The organism is Rhizobium sp. 18055, assembly GCF_902706285.1.
Classification (GTDB): domain Bacteria; phylum Pseudomonadota; class Alphaproteobacteria; order Rhizobiales; family Rhizobiaceae; genus Rhizobium.
The window spans coordinates 81,827-95,916 of sequence record NZ_CACSKD010000012.1 but is presented as its reverse complement, the minus strand read 5'-3'; the positions used below and the strand labels follow the sequence as shown (position 1 = coordinate 95,916).

11 protein-coding genes are annotated in these 14,090 nt (G+C 60.5%); 4 read left to right on the top strand and 7 right to left on the bottom strand.

The annotated features are described in order from the left end of the window. Positions 1-3 precede the first annotated feature (3 nt). Positions 4-594 carry a DNA-3-methyladenine glycosylase gene (locus GVL52_RS19750; protein ID WP_160010280.1) on the top strand — a complete coding sequence of 197 codons (591 nt, stop codon included), beginning with the start codon at positions 4-6 and terminating at the stop codon, positions 592-594. On the opposite strand, the gene GVL52_RS19745 is transcribed toward GVL52_RS19750, so the two are convergent. Genes GVL52_RS19745 through GVL52_RS19735 form a run of 3 tightly spaced genes read right to left on the bottom strand, consistent with a single transcriptional unit; the run spans position 595 to position 3,818 of the window. Then, entirely contained in the window at positions 595-2,136 is a 1,542-nt protein-coding gene (locus tag GVL52_RS19745; protein WP_160010278.1) for a DHA2 family efflux MFS transporter permease subunit, read from the bottom strand. After that, entirely contained in the window at positions 2,129-3,355 is a 1,227-nt protein-coding gene (locus GVL52_RS19740; RefSeq protein ID WP_160010276.1) for an HlyD family secretion protein, read from the bottom strand. The genes GVL52_RS19745 and GVL52_RS19740 overlap by 8 nt, the downstream gene beginning before the upstream one ends. Further along, positions 3,348-3,818: a MarR family winged helix-turn-helix transcriptional regulator gene (locus GVL52_RS19735; RefSeq protein WP_160010274.1), complete on the bottom strand. Its 471-nt coding sequence runs from the start codon at positions 3,816-3,818 to the stop codon at positions 3,348-3,350. Before GVL52_RS19735 ends, GVL52_RS19740 begins: the two co-directional genes overlap by 8 nt. A 450-nt stretch (positions 3,819-4,268) precedes the next feature. Here GVL52_RS19735 and GVL52_RS19730 point away from each other — a divergent pair, with 450 nt between their 5' ends. Continuing rightward, on the top strand, positions 4,269-5,447 hold the full coding sequence (locus GVL52_RS19730) for an efflux RND transporter periplasmic adaptor subunit (RefSeq protein ID WP_160010272.1): 1,179 nt from the start codon (positions 4,269-4,271) through the stop codon (positions 5,445-5,447). Further along, positions 5,444-8,641 carry an efflux RND transporter permease subunit gene (locus GVL52_RS19725; RefSeq protein ID WP_160010270.1) on the top strand — a complete coding sequence of 1,066 codons (3,198 nt, stop codon included), beginning with the start codon at positions 5,444-5,446 and terminating at the stop codon, positions 8,639-8,641. The genes GVL52_RS19730 and GVL52_RS19725 overlap by 4 nt, the downstream gene beginning before the upstream one ends. Here the strand turns inward: GVL52_RS19725 and GVL52_RS19720 are convergent. The 4 genes from GVL52_RS19720 to GVL52_RS19705 form a co-directional block, all read right to left on the bottom strand. Beyond that, a complete protein-coding gene (locus tag GVL52_RS19720) occupies positions 8,636-9,643 on the bottom strand; it encodes an acyltransferase (RefSeq protein ID WP_160010268.1) in 1,008 nt (335 codons plus the stop codon). The genes GVL52_RS19725 and GVL52_RS19720 overlap by 6 nt on opposite strands. Before the next feature lie 48 nt (positions 9,644-9,691). Further along, positions 9,692-10,957: an O-antigen ligase gene (locus tag GVL52_RS19715; protein WP_160010267.1), complete on the bottom strand. Its 1,266-nt coding sequence runs from the start codon at positions 10,955-10,957 to the stop codon at positions 9,692-9,694. 9 nt (positions 10,958-10,966) lie between these two features. Then, positions 10,967-12,238 (bottom strand): polysaccharide biosynthesis/export family protein, encoded by a 1,272-nt coding sequence (locus GVL52_RS19710; RefSeq protein WP_160010265.1) that lies wholly within the window; start codon positions 12,236-12,238, stop codon positions 10,967-10,969. Positions 12,239-12,316: 78 nt separating this feature from the next. Beyond that, positions 12,317-12,997 (bottom strand): sugar transferase, encoded by a 681-nt coding sequence (locus tag GVL52_RS19705; RefSeq protein WP_160010263.1) that lies wholly within the window; start codon positions 12,995-12,997, stop codon positions 12,317-12,319. A 767-nt stretch (positions 12,998-13,764) separates the two neighbouring features. Between GVL52_RS19705 and GVL52_RS19700 the strand changes: the two genes are divergently transcribed. Further along, complete coding sequence (locus GVL52_RS19700; protein ID WP_160010261.1) at positions 13,765-14,037, top strand: exopolysaccharide production repressor protein; 273 nt, start codon at positions 13,765-13,767, stop codon at positions 14,035-14,037. Positions 14,038-14,090: the final 53 nt, after the last annotated feature.

Genomic DNA, 14,090 nt, shown 5'->3' with positions numbered 1-14,090 from the left:
GAGATGATCGACATCGATAGCGAAACTGCCACGGCACCGCTTGCGGGCGAAAGCCTGACACGCTTCTTCGAGCGCGACGCCATTGCGGTCGCCCGCGATCTGCTCGGCTGCCTCTTCCTCGCTGATGGCATCGGTGGACGCATTGCCGAGACCGAAGCCTACTTCCCCGACGACGAAGCCTCGCACGCCTTTCGCGGCCCGACCCGACGCAACGGCGCGATGTTCGGCCAACCCGGCAACGTCTACATCTACCGCATCTACGGCATGCACTGGTGCCTCAACTTCGTCTGCACCCCGGGTTCGGCCGTGCTGATCCGGGCAATCGAACCGGAGATCGGAACCGCTGCGATGACCGAACGCCGTGGCACCGACAGCCTGACCCAGCTCTGCAGCGGCCCGGGAAAACTCTGCCAGGCGCTGGATATCGGCATCGCCCTGAACGACCGACTGCTCGACCGCGAGCCGTTTTCGCTCACGCCGGCCACGCCGCCCGAGCTCGTCACGGGCAAGCGGATCGGCATCACGAAAAATGCCGAAGCACCATGGCGCTTCGGCATTCTCGGGTCTCGTTATCTCAGCAAACCGTTCCGCTGATCATTCCATCACGGCGCTGTGGTCCATGACAGGCGCCACCTTCGGCTTGCGCAGCAGCAGTGCCAGCGGAATGACCGCGAGCGACATGATCATCAGCAGCTTGAAATCGTCGATATAGGCGATGATCGTCGACTGCAGCGTGATCACCTCGTTCAGTGCCGCACGACCGACTGCCGTGAACGGGCTCATCCCCTGCGCCGCAGCGGCATCGAAGGCATGGTTGAAGGGCGTCACGTAGGCGGCGATGTTCTCGTGGTTCACCTGCGCGTTTTCGACCAGCAGCGCCGAAACGATCGAAATGCCGACGCTGGAGCCGATGTTTCGCGACAGATTGTAGAGACCGGTTCCATCACCGCGCATCTCTGCCGGCAGCGTCGAGAAGGCGATCGTCGTCAGCGGCACGAATAGGAAGCCGAGCCCGGCACCCTGAACGAAGCCGACGGAGATGATCGTCCACTGCGACACATCGGGCGTCCAGCCGGTCATGTCGTACATCGCCCATGCCGTCAGGCCGAGGCCGAGCACCAGCAGAAGCCGTGTATCGACCTTGCCGATCAACCGGCCGACGATGAACATGCACAGCATCGTCCCCATGCCGCGAGGCCCCATGACGATACCGGCGGTGATGACGGGATAGCCCATCAGCGTTTGCAGGTAGGGCGTCATCAGCGCCAGCGAAGCGAGATAGGTGATGCCGATCACGAAGATGAAGATCATGCTGACGGCAAAATTCCGATCGAGAAACAGCTTCGGATTGACGAAGGATTTCTCCGCCGTCAGCGTGTGCACGATGAGGAGATAGAATGCCGATGCGCAGATGACCGCCTCGATGATGATCTCGCCCGATGCGAACCAGTTGAGCTGCTCGCCGCGGTCGAGGAAGAGCTGCAGCGACGCGATGCCCAAACTCATCATCCCGAAGCCGAACCAGTCGAGCTTCGCCAGCGCATCGCGTTTCGTCTCCGTCACGTAGATGACGATACCGGCAAAGGCGAGCGCCCCGATCGGGATGTTGATGTAGAACACCCAGCGCCAGCTGATATTGTCCGTCAGCCAGCCGCCGATGACGGGGCCGAGCACGGGCCCGACCATCACCGAGACGCCGAACAGCGCCATCGCCGAGCCGCGCTCTTCAGCGGTATAGATGTCCAGAAGAATGCCCTGCGACAGAGGCACCAGCGCGGCGCCGAACAGGCCCTGCATCAGGCGAAAGGCGACGATCTGGTTCAGCGATTGCGCCAGGCCGCAAAGCACGGACGCGACCACGAAGCCGATGATCGCCGTCAGCAGCACGTTCTTGCGGCCGAACTTGGCCGCGAGGAAACCCGATGGCGGCGTCATGATCGCGGCCGCAACGATATAGGATGTCAGAACCCAGTTGATCTGGTCGGCGCTCGCCGAGACGCTGCCCTGGATATAGGGCAGTGCCACGTTGGCGATCGTCGTGTCCAGCGCCTGCATGATGACGGCCAGGATGACGCAGGCCGTGATCATGCCGCGATTGGCAACCGGTGTGACCGGAGCGGAGGAAGCGTTACTCATGATCCTTGCCGCCCGAGCGGCCCATCAGCTTGGAGATGAAATCAGGAAGACCGCGGGCATGGCCGGTATCGACATCGACGACCGTGCTCATGCCGACGCGAAGCGGCGGCTTGCCGGCCGTATCCTCGATGCTTACCCGCATCGGAATGCGCTGCACCACCTTCACCCAGTTGCCCGTCGTATTCTGCGCCGGCAGCAGCGAGAAGCTGGAACCGGATGCCGGGCTGATGCTCTCGACCTTGCCCTTCCAGGCAACACCCGGATAGGTATCGACATAGATGGTCACGGACTGGCCGGGCTTGACGTAGGTCAGCTCGGTTTCCTTCGGGCTGGCGGCAATCCAGAGATTGTTGTTCGAAACCAGCGAGAATGCCTGCGTCGCGGCTTCGAGATAGGAGCCCGGCTGCAGCGCGTTGACATTGGTGGCAATGCCATCGAACGGCGCCTTGACGACGCTGTGATCGAGCTGACGCTGCGCATCATCGACCTTGGCCTTAGCTTCGAGGTAGAGCGGATTGGCCTCGACAGGCTGATCGGCATTGCCGCCGAGCTGCGCCAATGTGGCCGCAGCCTCTGCCTTGGCGACAGCGACCTTCTGATGGCCGGCATCGAGATTGTGCTTGGCCTGATCATAGGCTGTGCGGGTCGCCGCAGAGCTGTTCAGCAGGTTCTGCTGGCGATCGAACTCTGTCTGGTAGTAGGGGATGTCAGCCTCGGCCTGCGTGATCTCGGCAAGCGACTGCTGATAGCTGGCCTTCACGTTGAGGATCTGGTTGCGCACCGCCCCCATCTGCGCCTCGGCGCCATCGAGCGCGATCTTGAACGCATCCTGGCTGAGGCTGAAGAGCACCTGGCCCTTCTTGACCGACTCGTTCTCATGAACGTTGATCTGATCGACGATGCCCGAAACGTCGGTCGTCAGCCCGACCATGTCGGCCTGCATATAGGCATTGTCCGTCGACATCACCTGACCGCCATTGACGTAGTAATATCCGCCGACGACAAGCGCGACAGGCAGCAGCGCGAACAGCACCGGGCGCGTTAAGCTGCGCCGGCGACGGACCTTGGTGTCGCCAGGCGCAGCCACTGCGGTGACGGGCGCTGAATTGGATGAAGGCGCCTCGCCGACCGTTTCCTCGCGGGGGGAAACGTTGTTTTCGTCTATTGGGTTCTTGGCATTTGCGTCTGCAACGACGCGCAGGGGGGATTTGTCAGCCATGATCGGTCTCATTCTCGGCCAATGCCAGGGGGGTCCGGCAGGCCTGCACTAGGTTGGTTTTCATTTGGGATAGAACCTCGAACAGTTGTTCCCGCTCCTCAGCGGACACAGCTCCCAGGGCTTCACCGCGCGTCGCATCGCCGAGGTCGCGCATTTCCGCCAAAAGCGGATGGGCTTCCTCGCGCATGTAGAGCAGCCAGACCCGACGATCCGTCGGGTGCTGGCGGCGCTCGATCAGGCCGCGTTCGGCCAGCCTGTCGAGAATACGGACAAGCGTGATCGGCTCGATGTCCAGCATGTCCGCCAGCCCGCCTTGGTGAATTCCCTCATTGTTGGAGAGATACGCCAGCGTCTGCCATTGCGACCGCGTCAGCCCAAGGCACTTCGCCCGCTGCTCGAAGCGTTTTCGAAGCAGACGTGCGACGTCGTGCAAAAGGAAGCCGAGGGTGGGATTGCTGTTCATTGATAACTGCGCCAATCATAAGCACGCTTATAATATGCTCAGATATATTGAGCTTGTGCGTTGCACAAGGGGTCTTGTTTCAGATTCCGCAACTGCGGCCAAATTGTCGCACCACCCGGCTAAGGAAAAGCGAGCCGATTTCCATGTGATTTTTCGGATCTGGCCATACGCTCCCAGATTACATCGGTGCCGGCGGTTTCAACCCATCGGCATTTGCAATTTCGCGCGTCACCCGTTTATATGGAAATCCAGAGGCTTACCGGGGAGCGATGTCTCCGGCCAATCGACCTTGACAGCATGCAAGTCGTGAACGGCGTCCACCGCCGTCATTGCGGGACAGCATTGAGCATAGGCGAACGAGACCTTTTCGTTCGAAGACCGTCTGACATGAACAGCATTCTTTCAGCATAGTCATGGCGGTGCATTTCGGCCGCCCGAATGGGAGCCGCCATGCCTTTCTCGCTTCGACACCTGCTGGCCCTTGGCAGCATCGTCCTCATTCCCCTCACCGCCAATGCCCAGCAGGCAGCCGCCCCGCCCCCTCCGCCGGTCACCGTAGCCAAACCCGTTATTCGTGATGTCATCGACAACGACGAGTTCATTGGCCGTTTCGAGGCCGTGGACGAGGTCTCGGTGCGCTCGCGCGTCGGCGGCTACCTGCAGGAAGTGCACTTCACCGACGGCGCACTGGTCAAACAGGGCGATCTTCTCTTCGTCATCGACCAACGGCCCTTCGTCACCGCGCTGAACGAGGCGAACGCCGCGCTGGAAGTGGCGAAATCCACGCAGACCTATGCCGAAGCCCAGTTCAACCGTGCCGAAAGCCTCGCCACCAACGGCAGCCAGTCGGTCTCCACCCTCGACGACCGCAGGCGCGAGTGGATTACGGCGCAGGCCAACGTCCGCGGCGCCCAGGCGACCGCCGACCGGGCGGCACTCGACATGGAATACACCAGGATCACCGCTCCCTTGAGCGGCCGCATCGATCGCCGGCTGATCTCCGTCGGCAATCTGGTCCAGGCCGATCAATCGATCCTGACGACCATCGTTTCGCTCGATCCGATCGACTTCTATTTCGACGTCGATGAACGCCGCCTGCTGAATTTCGCCGATACCGCCCGCAAGCAGGGCAAGGATCTGCAGCTGGGCGGCGGCGGGGTGAATGTCTCCGTCACCATCAGCGATCCGACCGCCAAACCCTTCACCGGCAAGCTCGACTTCGCCGAAAACCGCATCGACAACCAGAGCGGCACAATCCGCATCCGCGCCCGCTTCGCCAATCCCGATCTCGTGCTGCAACCCGGCCTGTTCGGCCGTATCCAGGTCGCGGCATCCAACACCTACAAGGCGATCCTCGTGCCCGACGAGGCAATCGGCTCAGACCAGAACGAACGCGTCGTCTTCGTCGTCGGCGCCGATGGCAAGGTCTCCACCAAGGCGGTACGCCCCGGCCCGCGGCTCTACGGCTACCGCGTCATCCGCGAGGGGCTGGACGGCACAGAAACGCTGATCGTCAACGGCCTGATGCGCGCCCGCCCCGGCGCAACCATCACCCCGCAGATGACCGAACTGCCGCAGGAACGGCGAGATACGCCACCTGAATCGGCCGGAACGGAGAGCGGACAATGAGATTTGCTCATTTCTTCGTCGACCGCCCGATCTTCGCGGCGGTCATCTCGATCGTGCTGCTCGTCGTCGGCAGCATCGCCTACACGCAACTGCCGGTCTCGCAATATCCGGAGATCGCGCCGCCGACGATCGTCGTGCGCACCTCCTATCCGGGCGCCGACCCGCAAACCATCGCCGACACCGTCTCGACGCCGCTCGAACAGCAGATCAATGGCGTCGAGGACATGCTCTACATGTCCTCCTACTCCAGCGCCGATGGCGCGATGTCGCTGACCATCACCTTCAAGCTCGGCACAGATCTCGACAAGGTGCAGGTCCTCGTCCAGAACCGCGTCTCCATCGCCCTGCCCCGTCTTCCCGAGGAAGTGCAGCGGCTCGGCGTCACCACCGACAAGAGCTCGCCCGACCTGATGATGGTCGTCCATCTCCTGTCGCCGTCGCACCGCTATGACCAGCTCTACGTCTCCAACTACGCCCGCAACCGCATCCGCGACGTCCTCGTCCGCCTCGATGGCGTCGGCGACGTACAGATCTTCGGCGAGCGGCAATATTCGATGCGCATCTGGCTCGATCCGGAAAAGCTCTCGGCCTACGAAATGACCTCCGACGATGTGGTCGCCGCCCTCAGGGACCAGAACGTCCAGGTCTCCGGCGGCAAGATCGGCGCACCGCCGGTCACCGGCAAGAATGCCTTCGAATACACGGTCCGAACCGACGGCCGCTTCTCCGACGTCCGCGAGTTCCGCTACGTCATCGTCAAGTCGACGACATCGGGCCGTCTCGTGCAGTTGCAGGACGTCGCCCGCATCGAGCTCGGCGCGCAGGATTACGTCACCAACAGCTATCTCAACAACGACCCCGCCGTGGCGCTCGGCATCTTCGCCCGCCCGGGAACCAATGCGCTCGACACCGCCCATCAGATCCAGGGGATCATGAAGGACATCTCGCAGACCTTCCCCGAGGGACTGGAATATCGGATCGTCTACGACACCACCGAGTTCATCGCCGACTCGATCTCCGAGGTCTACCGGACCATCGCCGAAGCGGCGATCCTGGTCGCCATCGTCGTTCTCGTCTTCCTGCAATCCTGGCGCACCGCCCTCATCCCGATCATCGCCATACCGGTATCGCTGATCGGCACCTTTGCCGTGCTGCTGGCCTTCGGCTTCTCGCTCAACATGCTGACCCTGTTCGGCCTGGTGCTGGCAATCGGGATCGTCGTCGACGATGCCATCGTCGTGGTCGAAAACGTCGAGCGAAACCTGGCGCGCGGCATGACGCCGAAACAAGCGGCGCATGTGACGATGGACGAGGTCGGCACCGCCGTTATTGCCATTTCGCTGGTGCTGATCGCGGTCTTCGTCCCCACCGCCTTCATTCCCGGCATTTCCGGCCAGTTCTACAAGCAGTTCGCCGTCACCATCTCGGTGACCACAGCCATCTCGGCGCTGAATTCGCTGACGCTATCGCCGGCACTCGCCGGCATCCTGCTAAAACCCCACGACCATGAAGCCAAGCCCACCAACATCGCCTCGCGCTTCGGCAAAACGCTGGCCGACGGCTTCAATCACGGCTTCGACCGGCTGAGTTCCGGCTATTCCTGGATCATCCGCCATCTGGTCAGCAGCTGGATCGGCCTCACCGCCTCGCTTCTGGTTTTCGCCGCCTTGCTCGGCGCTACATATTTTATGGCCAACAAGGTCCCGCAGGGCTTCATCCCGACCATGGACCAGGGCTACGCCATCATCGTCATCCAGCTGCCGGACGGCGCCTCGCTGGCCCGCACGGACGCCGTGGTCAAGCAGGTGGGTAACATTGCCCGCACGGTTCCCGGTGTCGGCAATGCCGTCCAGTTCGCCGGTTTCAGCGGCGCGACCTTCACCAATGCGTCGAATGCCGGCGTCGTCTTCGTGCCCTTCAAGTCTTTTGCCGAACGCGAGGAAGGCGGCGAGACCGCCAACAAGATCATCGGCCAGCTGTTCGGCAAGCTGCAGAGCATCCAGGAAGCCTTCATCATTGCCATCCCGCCACCATCGGTGCGCGGCGTCGGCAATTCCGGCGGCTTCAAGATGCAGATCCTCGACCAGGAAAATCCTGACATGACCCGCGTGCTCGGCCTCGCCCGAGAGATGATGGGTGCCGCCGCCACGACCGAGGGCCTGACCGGCGTCTTCACCACCTTCTCGGATGCCAGCCCGCAATACTTCCTGGCAATCGACCGCGACAAGGCACGCTTCCTCAACGTGCCCATCCCCAACATCTTCAATGCCCTGTCGATCAATCTCGGCGTCGCCTACGTCAACGATTTCAACGCCTTCGGCCGCGTCTACCAGGTGCGCGCCCAGGCAGACCGGCAATACCGCATGGACCGCGAGGATATTCTGGCGCTGAAGGTCCGCTCCGCCACCGGCGCGCTGGTGCCGCTCGGCACGCTGATGGATATCCAGGATTCCAGCGGTCCGGCGCTGGTCCAGCGCTACAACATGTATGTCTCGGTGCCGCTGCAGGGCAATCCGACGCCCGGCACATCGACCGGCGATGCCATCAAGAAGATGGAGGCGCTGGCAACCAAGATCCTGCCGCCCGGCACCAGCTTCGAGTGGACGGAACTCGCCTATCAGGAAACCCACACCGGCAACACGGCGATCTATATCTTCGCGCTCTCGGTCATCTTCGTCTTCCTGGCGCTGGCCGCCCAATATGAAAGCTGGGTGCTGCCGCTGGCGATCATCCTGATCGTCCCGCTCGCAGTCCTGGCCGCGCTGATCGGCGTCTGGCTGCGGGGCATGGACAACAACGTGCTCACCCAGATCGGCCTGATCGTGCTGATCGGCCTCGCCGCCAAGAACGCCATCCTGATCGTCGAGTTTGCGCGACAGGCGGAGGAGGAAGGCAAGTCGCCGGTGGAGGCCGCCGTCGAGGCCAGCCATCTACGCCTGCGCCCGATCCTGATGACGGCATTCGCCTTTATCTTCGGCGTGCTGCCGCTCGCAATCGCCACCGGCCCCGGCGCCGAAATGCGCCAATCACTCGGGACGGCCGTTTTCTCAGGGATGCTCGGCGTAACGTTCTTCGGTCTTTTCCTGACACCCGTTTTCTATGTCGTGTTGCGCTCGCGCCGGAAGAAGGTCGCCCAGCCCGCCGAAACCGGAACACCCGGCGCAGAGGCACCGCCGGCCGAAGCCTCGTCATGAAGGACGGCGCGCCAGCGCCCCCTGCTTCGAGCGTGCGCCGGAGAAGGTCTTCTTCATCGGCGTCTCGATCATCTCATAGGCGATGCAGCCAAGGATCACGCCTGATATGACAGACGTGAACGTGATCATCACCGGAGACATGCCGATCATCTCGCCTGCCTTGACGACGACCGAGACAGCGAAGGTGTGCCAGAGGTAGATCGAATAGGAGGCACCGCCGAGATAGGTCAGCACCGGCACACGCCCGATGCTCCCGTCCGCTTCCAGCGACACCATGCCGTAGACCAGCACCATCGCGAGCGGCCCGCAGATGCCGGCGTTGAAGGCCGCACCCGTGACATGGATCGCGGCAAAGCCGGCCAGCGAAGCGCCGACACAGGCAAGCCCCATGCTGGTGCCGATAATCCACCGGCGCAGCCAGAGCTCGGCCAGGAAGACCCCACCGAGGAATTCGAGAATGATTGGCCGCGTATAGGTGTAGAGCGCCGGCGTTGTCGGATGCAGCATTTGCCCGGCCAGGAAGAAGCCGCCGAACAGCGCAGAAAGAAAAAGCAGCCGCCACTTGCGCGGCAGGAACAGCGCACCGGCAAACAGCACGTAGAAGAAAATCTCGAAATTCAGCGTCCACCCCTGCACCAGCACCGGCCAGATCTGGTCATCGCTCGGCGAATGCGCCGGAATGAAGAAAAGCGACGCGGCGATGTGCGATGCCGTCAGTTGCAGATTGGGAAACAGCCCGGCCAGGGCACCGGCGATCATGATCGCCGTGACCAGCCAATAGGACGGTGCGATCCGGCGAAAGCGGTCGAGCAGGAACCCCTGCGGGGTCATCGGCCGGCGCTCGCTGATCACCCACATGATGAACCCGCTGATGACGAAGAACACGTCCACGCCGGCTGCGCCGATCATGAAAGGCTCGCCCGACTTTTCAGCTGCGTGGAACACGACCACAGCAATGGCCGCAAAGGCGCGCAGATATTGGATGCCGTAAAGGGTCTTCATCCGGTTTCCTCAAATGACCGGTCGCGCCGGTCGAGAAATGAAAATTTGCTAGGATACGACGGGCTCGGACGCCCTATGCTGCATCCAGGCCGCAACAGCTGGCCGTTGGCGTGCAATCACCAGTTTTCCAGCGCAGAAATAGAACAGGAAGGTGCCGACATTGTAGGGCGTCAGAATATCGATCTCGACGAAGGAGCGGATCGCCAGCAGCACCGAGATGGAAAACAGCAGATAGGACTCGTCGTTCCTGATATCCTCGATCAGGCGGCGGAGATGGCCCCACATGATCTTCAACAGCGTCAAGGCAAGGATCACCAGCCCGACGAGACCGAGTTCCACCGTCGTCTCGATATAGGTGTTGTGGAAATGGAAGCCACTGCGCGAACCGATGAAGAACTCTTCCCAGAGGCGTTCCGGCTCGGAGAACCCCTGGACCCAGTAGGCCTGATAGCCGACACCGAAGTACGGATTGTCCATCGCCGCCGCGATGCCCTGCTGCCACAGATAGGTGCGCCCGGTCAGCGTCGAATCCTTGCCGAAGATCCCCAGCACGGCATCGACAGCCCCGAGATAGACGCCGGCAACCGCAAGCACGATGACCGCGACGCCGCCACCAATGACCAGCAGCTTGCGCTGATCAGGCGTCAGCGCCAGAACCACCCGCAACCCGACCATCAATGCGATGACAACGACGGTGGTCAGAACTGACGTCGCGGACTGGCAGACGATCAGGCAATAGGCCGACAACAGCCCGACCACACCGGCAGCGCCCATCCACAGACGCCGTTCGCCGAAGATGAACACAGCCGCGAAGCTGACGATCAGACCGAGCGACGCATAGAACCCAAGCTGGTTCTTCGAGGCGAAGGCGCCAACGAAGCTGTACGTGCCGTCAAGCACGTCAAGCTCGTAATAGCCGAACAGCAGGGAGTAGACGAGAACGATGCCGACGCCGGCGATCATCCCGATCGTCAGCGTTCGCGCATCAAGGATGCGCACCGCGATCAGCGTGCAGATCACCTGCGTCAGATACTGGATGCTGGCGCGCATCGAAACGCTGGGCGCCGCCGACCAGAAGGTTGACAGCAAGGCCAGCCCGCCGAAGGCGAAGAGCCAGACGTAACGATTGTAGTTGCCGAGCACCTTGCGATAATCGACCGCGATCAGCGGCAGCCACAGCGCATAGTAAAGCAGGATCGACACCTGCCCGAACTTGATCGAGTAGGCGAAGGAAAACAGCGATAGCGCCACGGCGGGAACGGCATAGGCCGCGTTCCCGCCGGGCTGAATGAGCGCCGACTTTGCGATACGCATACTGCCTCGTTACCTCATGGCCAGTCCGGACGTGACCTTGATCAGGTCGCCGGGCTGCAACGCGGTGTTCTCCTGCACCGGGATTTCCTTCGGCTTTCCATCCACGTCGCGGATGATCGAGTAGGCAACGGTGGCAGCGCCGCTCGAATTATCGAAACGTGCCGCGTCCGTAGACTGCGTCAAAGCCTCCGACATCAGCGAATTGCTTGTTTCCAGCTTCAGATTGAGGTCGTCGATCTGAGCATCCGTGCTCTGCTGTTCCTCCGCCAGTTGCGCATCCCAGTCGTTGCGAAGCGTGATCTCGTCCTGGTTGGCCTTGCTGATATCCTGCTTGGCCTTGAGCGAATTGGTGTCGATATCGAGCAGAGTGGCTTCAAGATCGGCGGCCCGCTGCTCGGCAGACATCTTTCGGGCACTGAGCGCCAGGCCCTTTTCGGCAAGATCCTCGACCTTGTCGCGGTCAGCGGTTGCAAGCTGCAACTGGCGTGTCTGCGTCTCGGTCTTCTTGGCAAGCGTTTCGACCTCGCTTTGCAGCAGGGCGCGAAGATCATCGAGTGCCTGTAGCTGCAGCGTCAGCCGCTTCTTGCGTGATGTCATCAGTGCCATTTCGCTGGCAACAAGGGCCTTGGCCTCCTGCTTGCCCTCGAGTTCCTTCGGCGTATCGAAGGTCTCCTTGTTTGCGCTCTCGGCCCGCAGGCGAGCCTGCTTCACCAGAAGCCGCGCCCGATCCGCCATATAGACAACGGCGTCGCCCTTGGCGTTGATGAGATCGCGGGCAAATCGCTGGCCGGCATCGGCACGCCGCAGACCGCCGGCAAGGCTGACCGCCTTGATCACGGTAAGGCTGGGAGCGAATGGGTATTCGCCCGGCTTCTCCAGATCTCCGGAGAGATACACCGGACGGAATTCTGACAGTTCCACGGATGCAGACGGCCTGTCCTTCAAAGCGAATTGCTTCTGCAGGGCCAAGCCGATCTGCTGCGCGATGGCATCGGTCGTCTGCCCGGCCGCCGGCAGATCACCGACGAATGGCACTGAAATGCTGCCTGAAGGCCCGACTGTGTAATCGCCGCTGACGACCGACCAGTCGCGGATCGTCCCATCCGCAGTCTGCCATTCGGCCACCCTGATCTTCAGCTTGTCCATGGTCCCAAGACGATAGTCATCTGCACTGGCAATGAATGAAGACAGCAGAAATGCGCTCAGCCCGGCAGCGATTGCGACGCCGGATTGCAGGGCACGGGATCGCCCAGCCTTGCTGTCAAAGATACGTTTGTTCATGGCTTTCCCCGTGTTTCGGCGCGACAAAGCAGAAAGCCTTGCCGCACGCGGGCGCTCGTCGAGCGTTAAGGATGCGGCTTAGTAACTGCCGCGCTGGGCGCAGACCGCAGGAATGGTGCGTGCGATGATGGCGACGTCCCGTGCCATCGACCAGTTTTCGACGTAGTGCGTGTCGAAAGCGATGCGGGCGGCGTAGGATACGTCGTTTCTGCCGCTGACCTGCCAGAGACCGGTCAGGCCCGGACGCGACTGCAGATAGAACACAGCTGCGTTCTCATACATCTCAAGCTCGTCCTGAACCACGGGCCGTGGGCCGACGACGCTCATTTCGCCGCGAATGATATTGAAGAGCTGGGGCAGCTCATCAAGGCTCAGCTTGCGTAGCACGGCACCGACCGCAGTGACCCGGGGGTCGTTTTGCAGTTTGCGTGTGGCACGCCACTCATCCATGGCACCGGGGGTGCTGCGCAGATAGTCCTGCAGTACCTTGTCGCCATTGGTCACCATCGTCCGAAACTTCAGGCAACGGAATTCCTGGCCGTTGTGGCCGATGCGACGGTGCCCGTAGAAAGCTGGACCCTTGTCGGTCAGCTTCACAAGCAGCATCACCATCAAAAAGATCGGGCTGAGAAACAAAAGCCCGAGGCAGGCGGCGGACACATCGAATGCCCGTTTTGCGAAACCGCCTGTGGGCGGAAACGCGTTTGCGTGAACTGCGCCATAGAATGGCGAACTGTCCGATCTCGTCGCAGACTTCATAGAGGTAACTCCACTTATGTTTGCCGTTTGGTCGGTTAAGGCTCAGGGCGCATAGCTAGCGCCGACGAGTTGGGAGTGTATGAGCGGAATTTGTTTTTTTAAGCCACGTTTTTAAAACGCCTCGTTTTCGACGGGTTTTGGAAACGTTTGTTCAACTTTTTGTATTTCAGTAAGCCCTTAAAAACCCATGGATTTTACCTTAAAACGTGAAATAATAGATAGAATTTCAATAGAAAATAATCGCGTTGCTTTGTCTTTCAAAAATACCGAAGGTTATATGTTAAGATTGCCCTCATGGGATATTCATGTTTTCATGGAAAAGTTCTGTGAGAGATCTATATTTAACCTTGCAAAGGCCAATTTTATTGCACTGCAGCACACTTTTTGCGATGCACCTACAAATCGTTTGAAATTAAAACTTTGTAATAAAAGTTGAATGCAAAACACCGCGCGTACCCCCCTGAAAGAATGGAATGTGGCACAAACAAGAACGTGCATTGTCAAATTCCACACAACCGACGGATCGTAAGATAGCTTTAATGATCTTTTTGGATTGGCGCCAAACACAGCCGATAAGTGGCATTTTTACCAATGCTCGGAATAAAGCTTTAATATCGCACTTGTACTGAATGACCACGGAAGCAAAAAATATCTTCGCCGCTTTAGTTACATGACAAAGTCCTGTAAAACGAATCTAGAAAAAGGTCCTGATGGACCGTCGTATTCAATGACTGTTCATTGAGCGCCGGCCATATGGGGAGGCAACAATGTATGCACCTCGCGTTTTTGTCAGCATGTTCGGCGCACTCGCAGTGTTTGCCGTCGCGACCTATTTTCTAAGTGGCTCCCTCTCCGGCGCATTGATCAAGACAGCCGTTTGCGCAATTTTGCTGCAAGCCGGCTACTTTGGCGGCGTTCTGTACCTTGTATGGAAGGAAGCCAAGGAGCGCAGCGGCAGCAAGGTCGCTCCGGCGCGTAGCGAGGAAGCTGAGAAGCTCCACGTGACCCCGTTCAACAGCTCCGAACCGTTCAATCGTTGAGCCTCGGCCTGCCAGGATTTTTGGCGAAACGACGTCACGAAACGCTCCCCCGT

Excerpts from the sequence above, each read along its gene's own strand:
- GVL52_RS19745 (WP_160010278.1), bottom strand. The coding sequence starts at position 2,136 with ATGAGTAACGCTTCCTCCGCTCCGGTCACACCGGTTGCCAATCGCGGC.
- GVL52_RS19715 (WP_160010267.1), bottom strand. The coding sequence starts at position 10,957 with ATGCGTATCGCAAAGTCGGCGCTCATTCAGCCCGGCGGGAACGCGGCC.
- GVL52_RS19740 (WP_160010276.1), bottom strand. The coding sequence starts at position 3,355 with ATGGCTGACAAATCCCCCCTGCGCGTCGTTGCAGACGCAAATGCCAAG.
- GVL52_RS19710 (WP_160010265.1), bottom strand. The coding sequence starts at position 12,238 with ATGAACAAACGTATCTTTGACAGCAAGGCTGGGCGATCCCGTGCCCTG.
- GVL52_RS19735 (WP_160010274.1), bottom strand. The coding sequence starts at position 3,818 with ATGAACAGCAATCCCACCCTCGGCTTCCTTTTGCACGACGTCGCACGT.
- GVL52_RS19730 (WP_160010272.1), top strand. The coding sequence starts at position 4,269 with ATGCCTTTCTCGCTTCGACACCTGCTGGCCCTTGGCAGCATCGTCCTC.
- GVL52_RS19750 (WP_160010280.1), top strand. The coding sequence starts at position 4 with ATGATCGACATCGATAGCGAAACTGCCACGGCACCGCTTGCGGGCGAA.
- GVL52_RS19725 (WP_160010270.1), top strand. The coding sequence starts at position 5,444 with ATGAGATTTGCTCATTTCTTCGTCGACCGCCCGATCTTCGCGGCGGTC.
- GVL52_RS19700 (WP_160010261.1), top strand. The coding sequence starts at position 13,765 with ATGTATGCACCTCGCGTTTTTGTCAGCATGTTCGGCGCACTCGCAGTG.
- GVL52_RS19720 (WP_160010268.1), bottom strand. The coding sequence starts at position 9,643 with ATGAAGACCCTTTACGGCATCCAATATCTGCGCGCCTTTGCGGCCATT.
- GVL52_RS19705 (WP_160010263.1), bottom strand. The coding sequence starts at position 12,997 with ATGAAGTCTGCGACGAGATCGGACAGTTCGCCATTCTATGGCGCAGTT.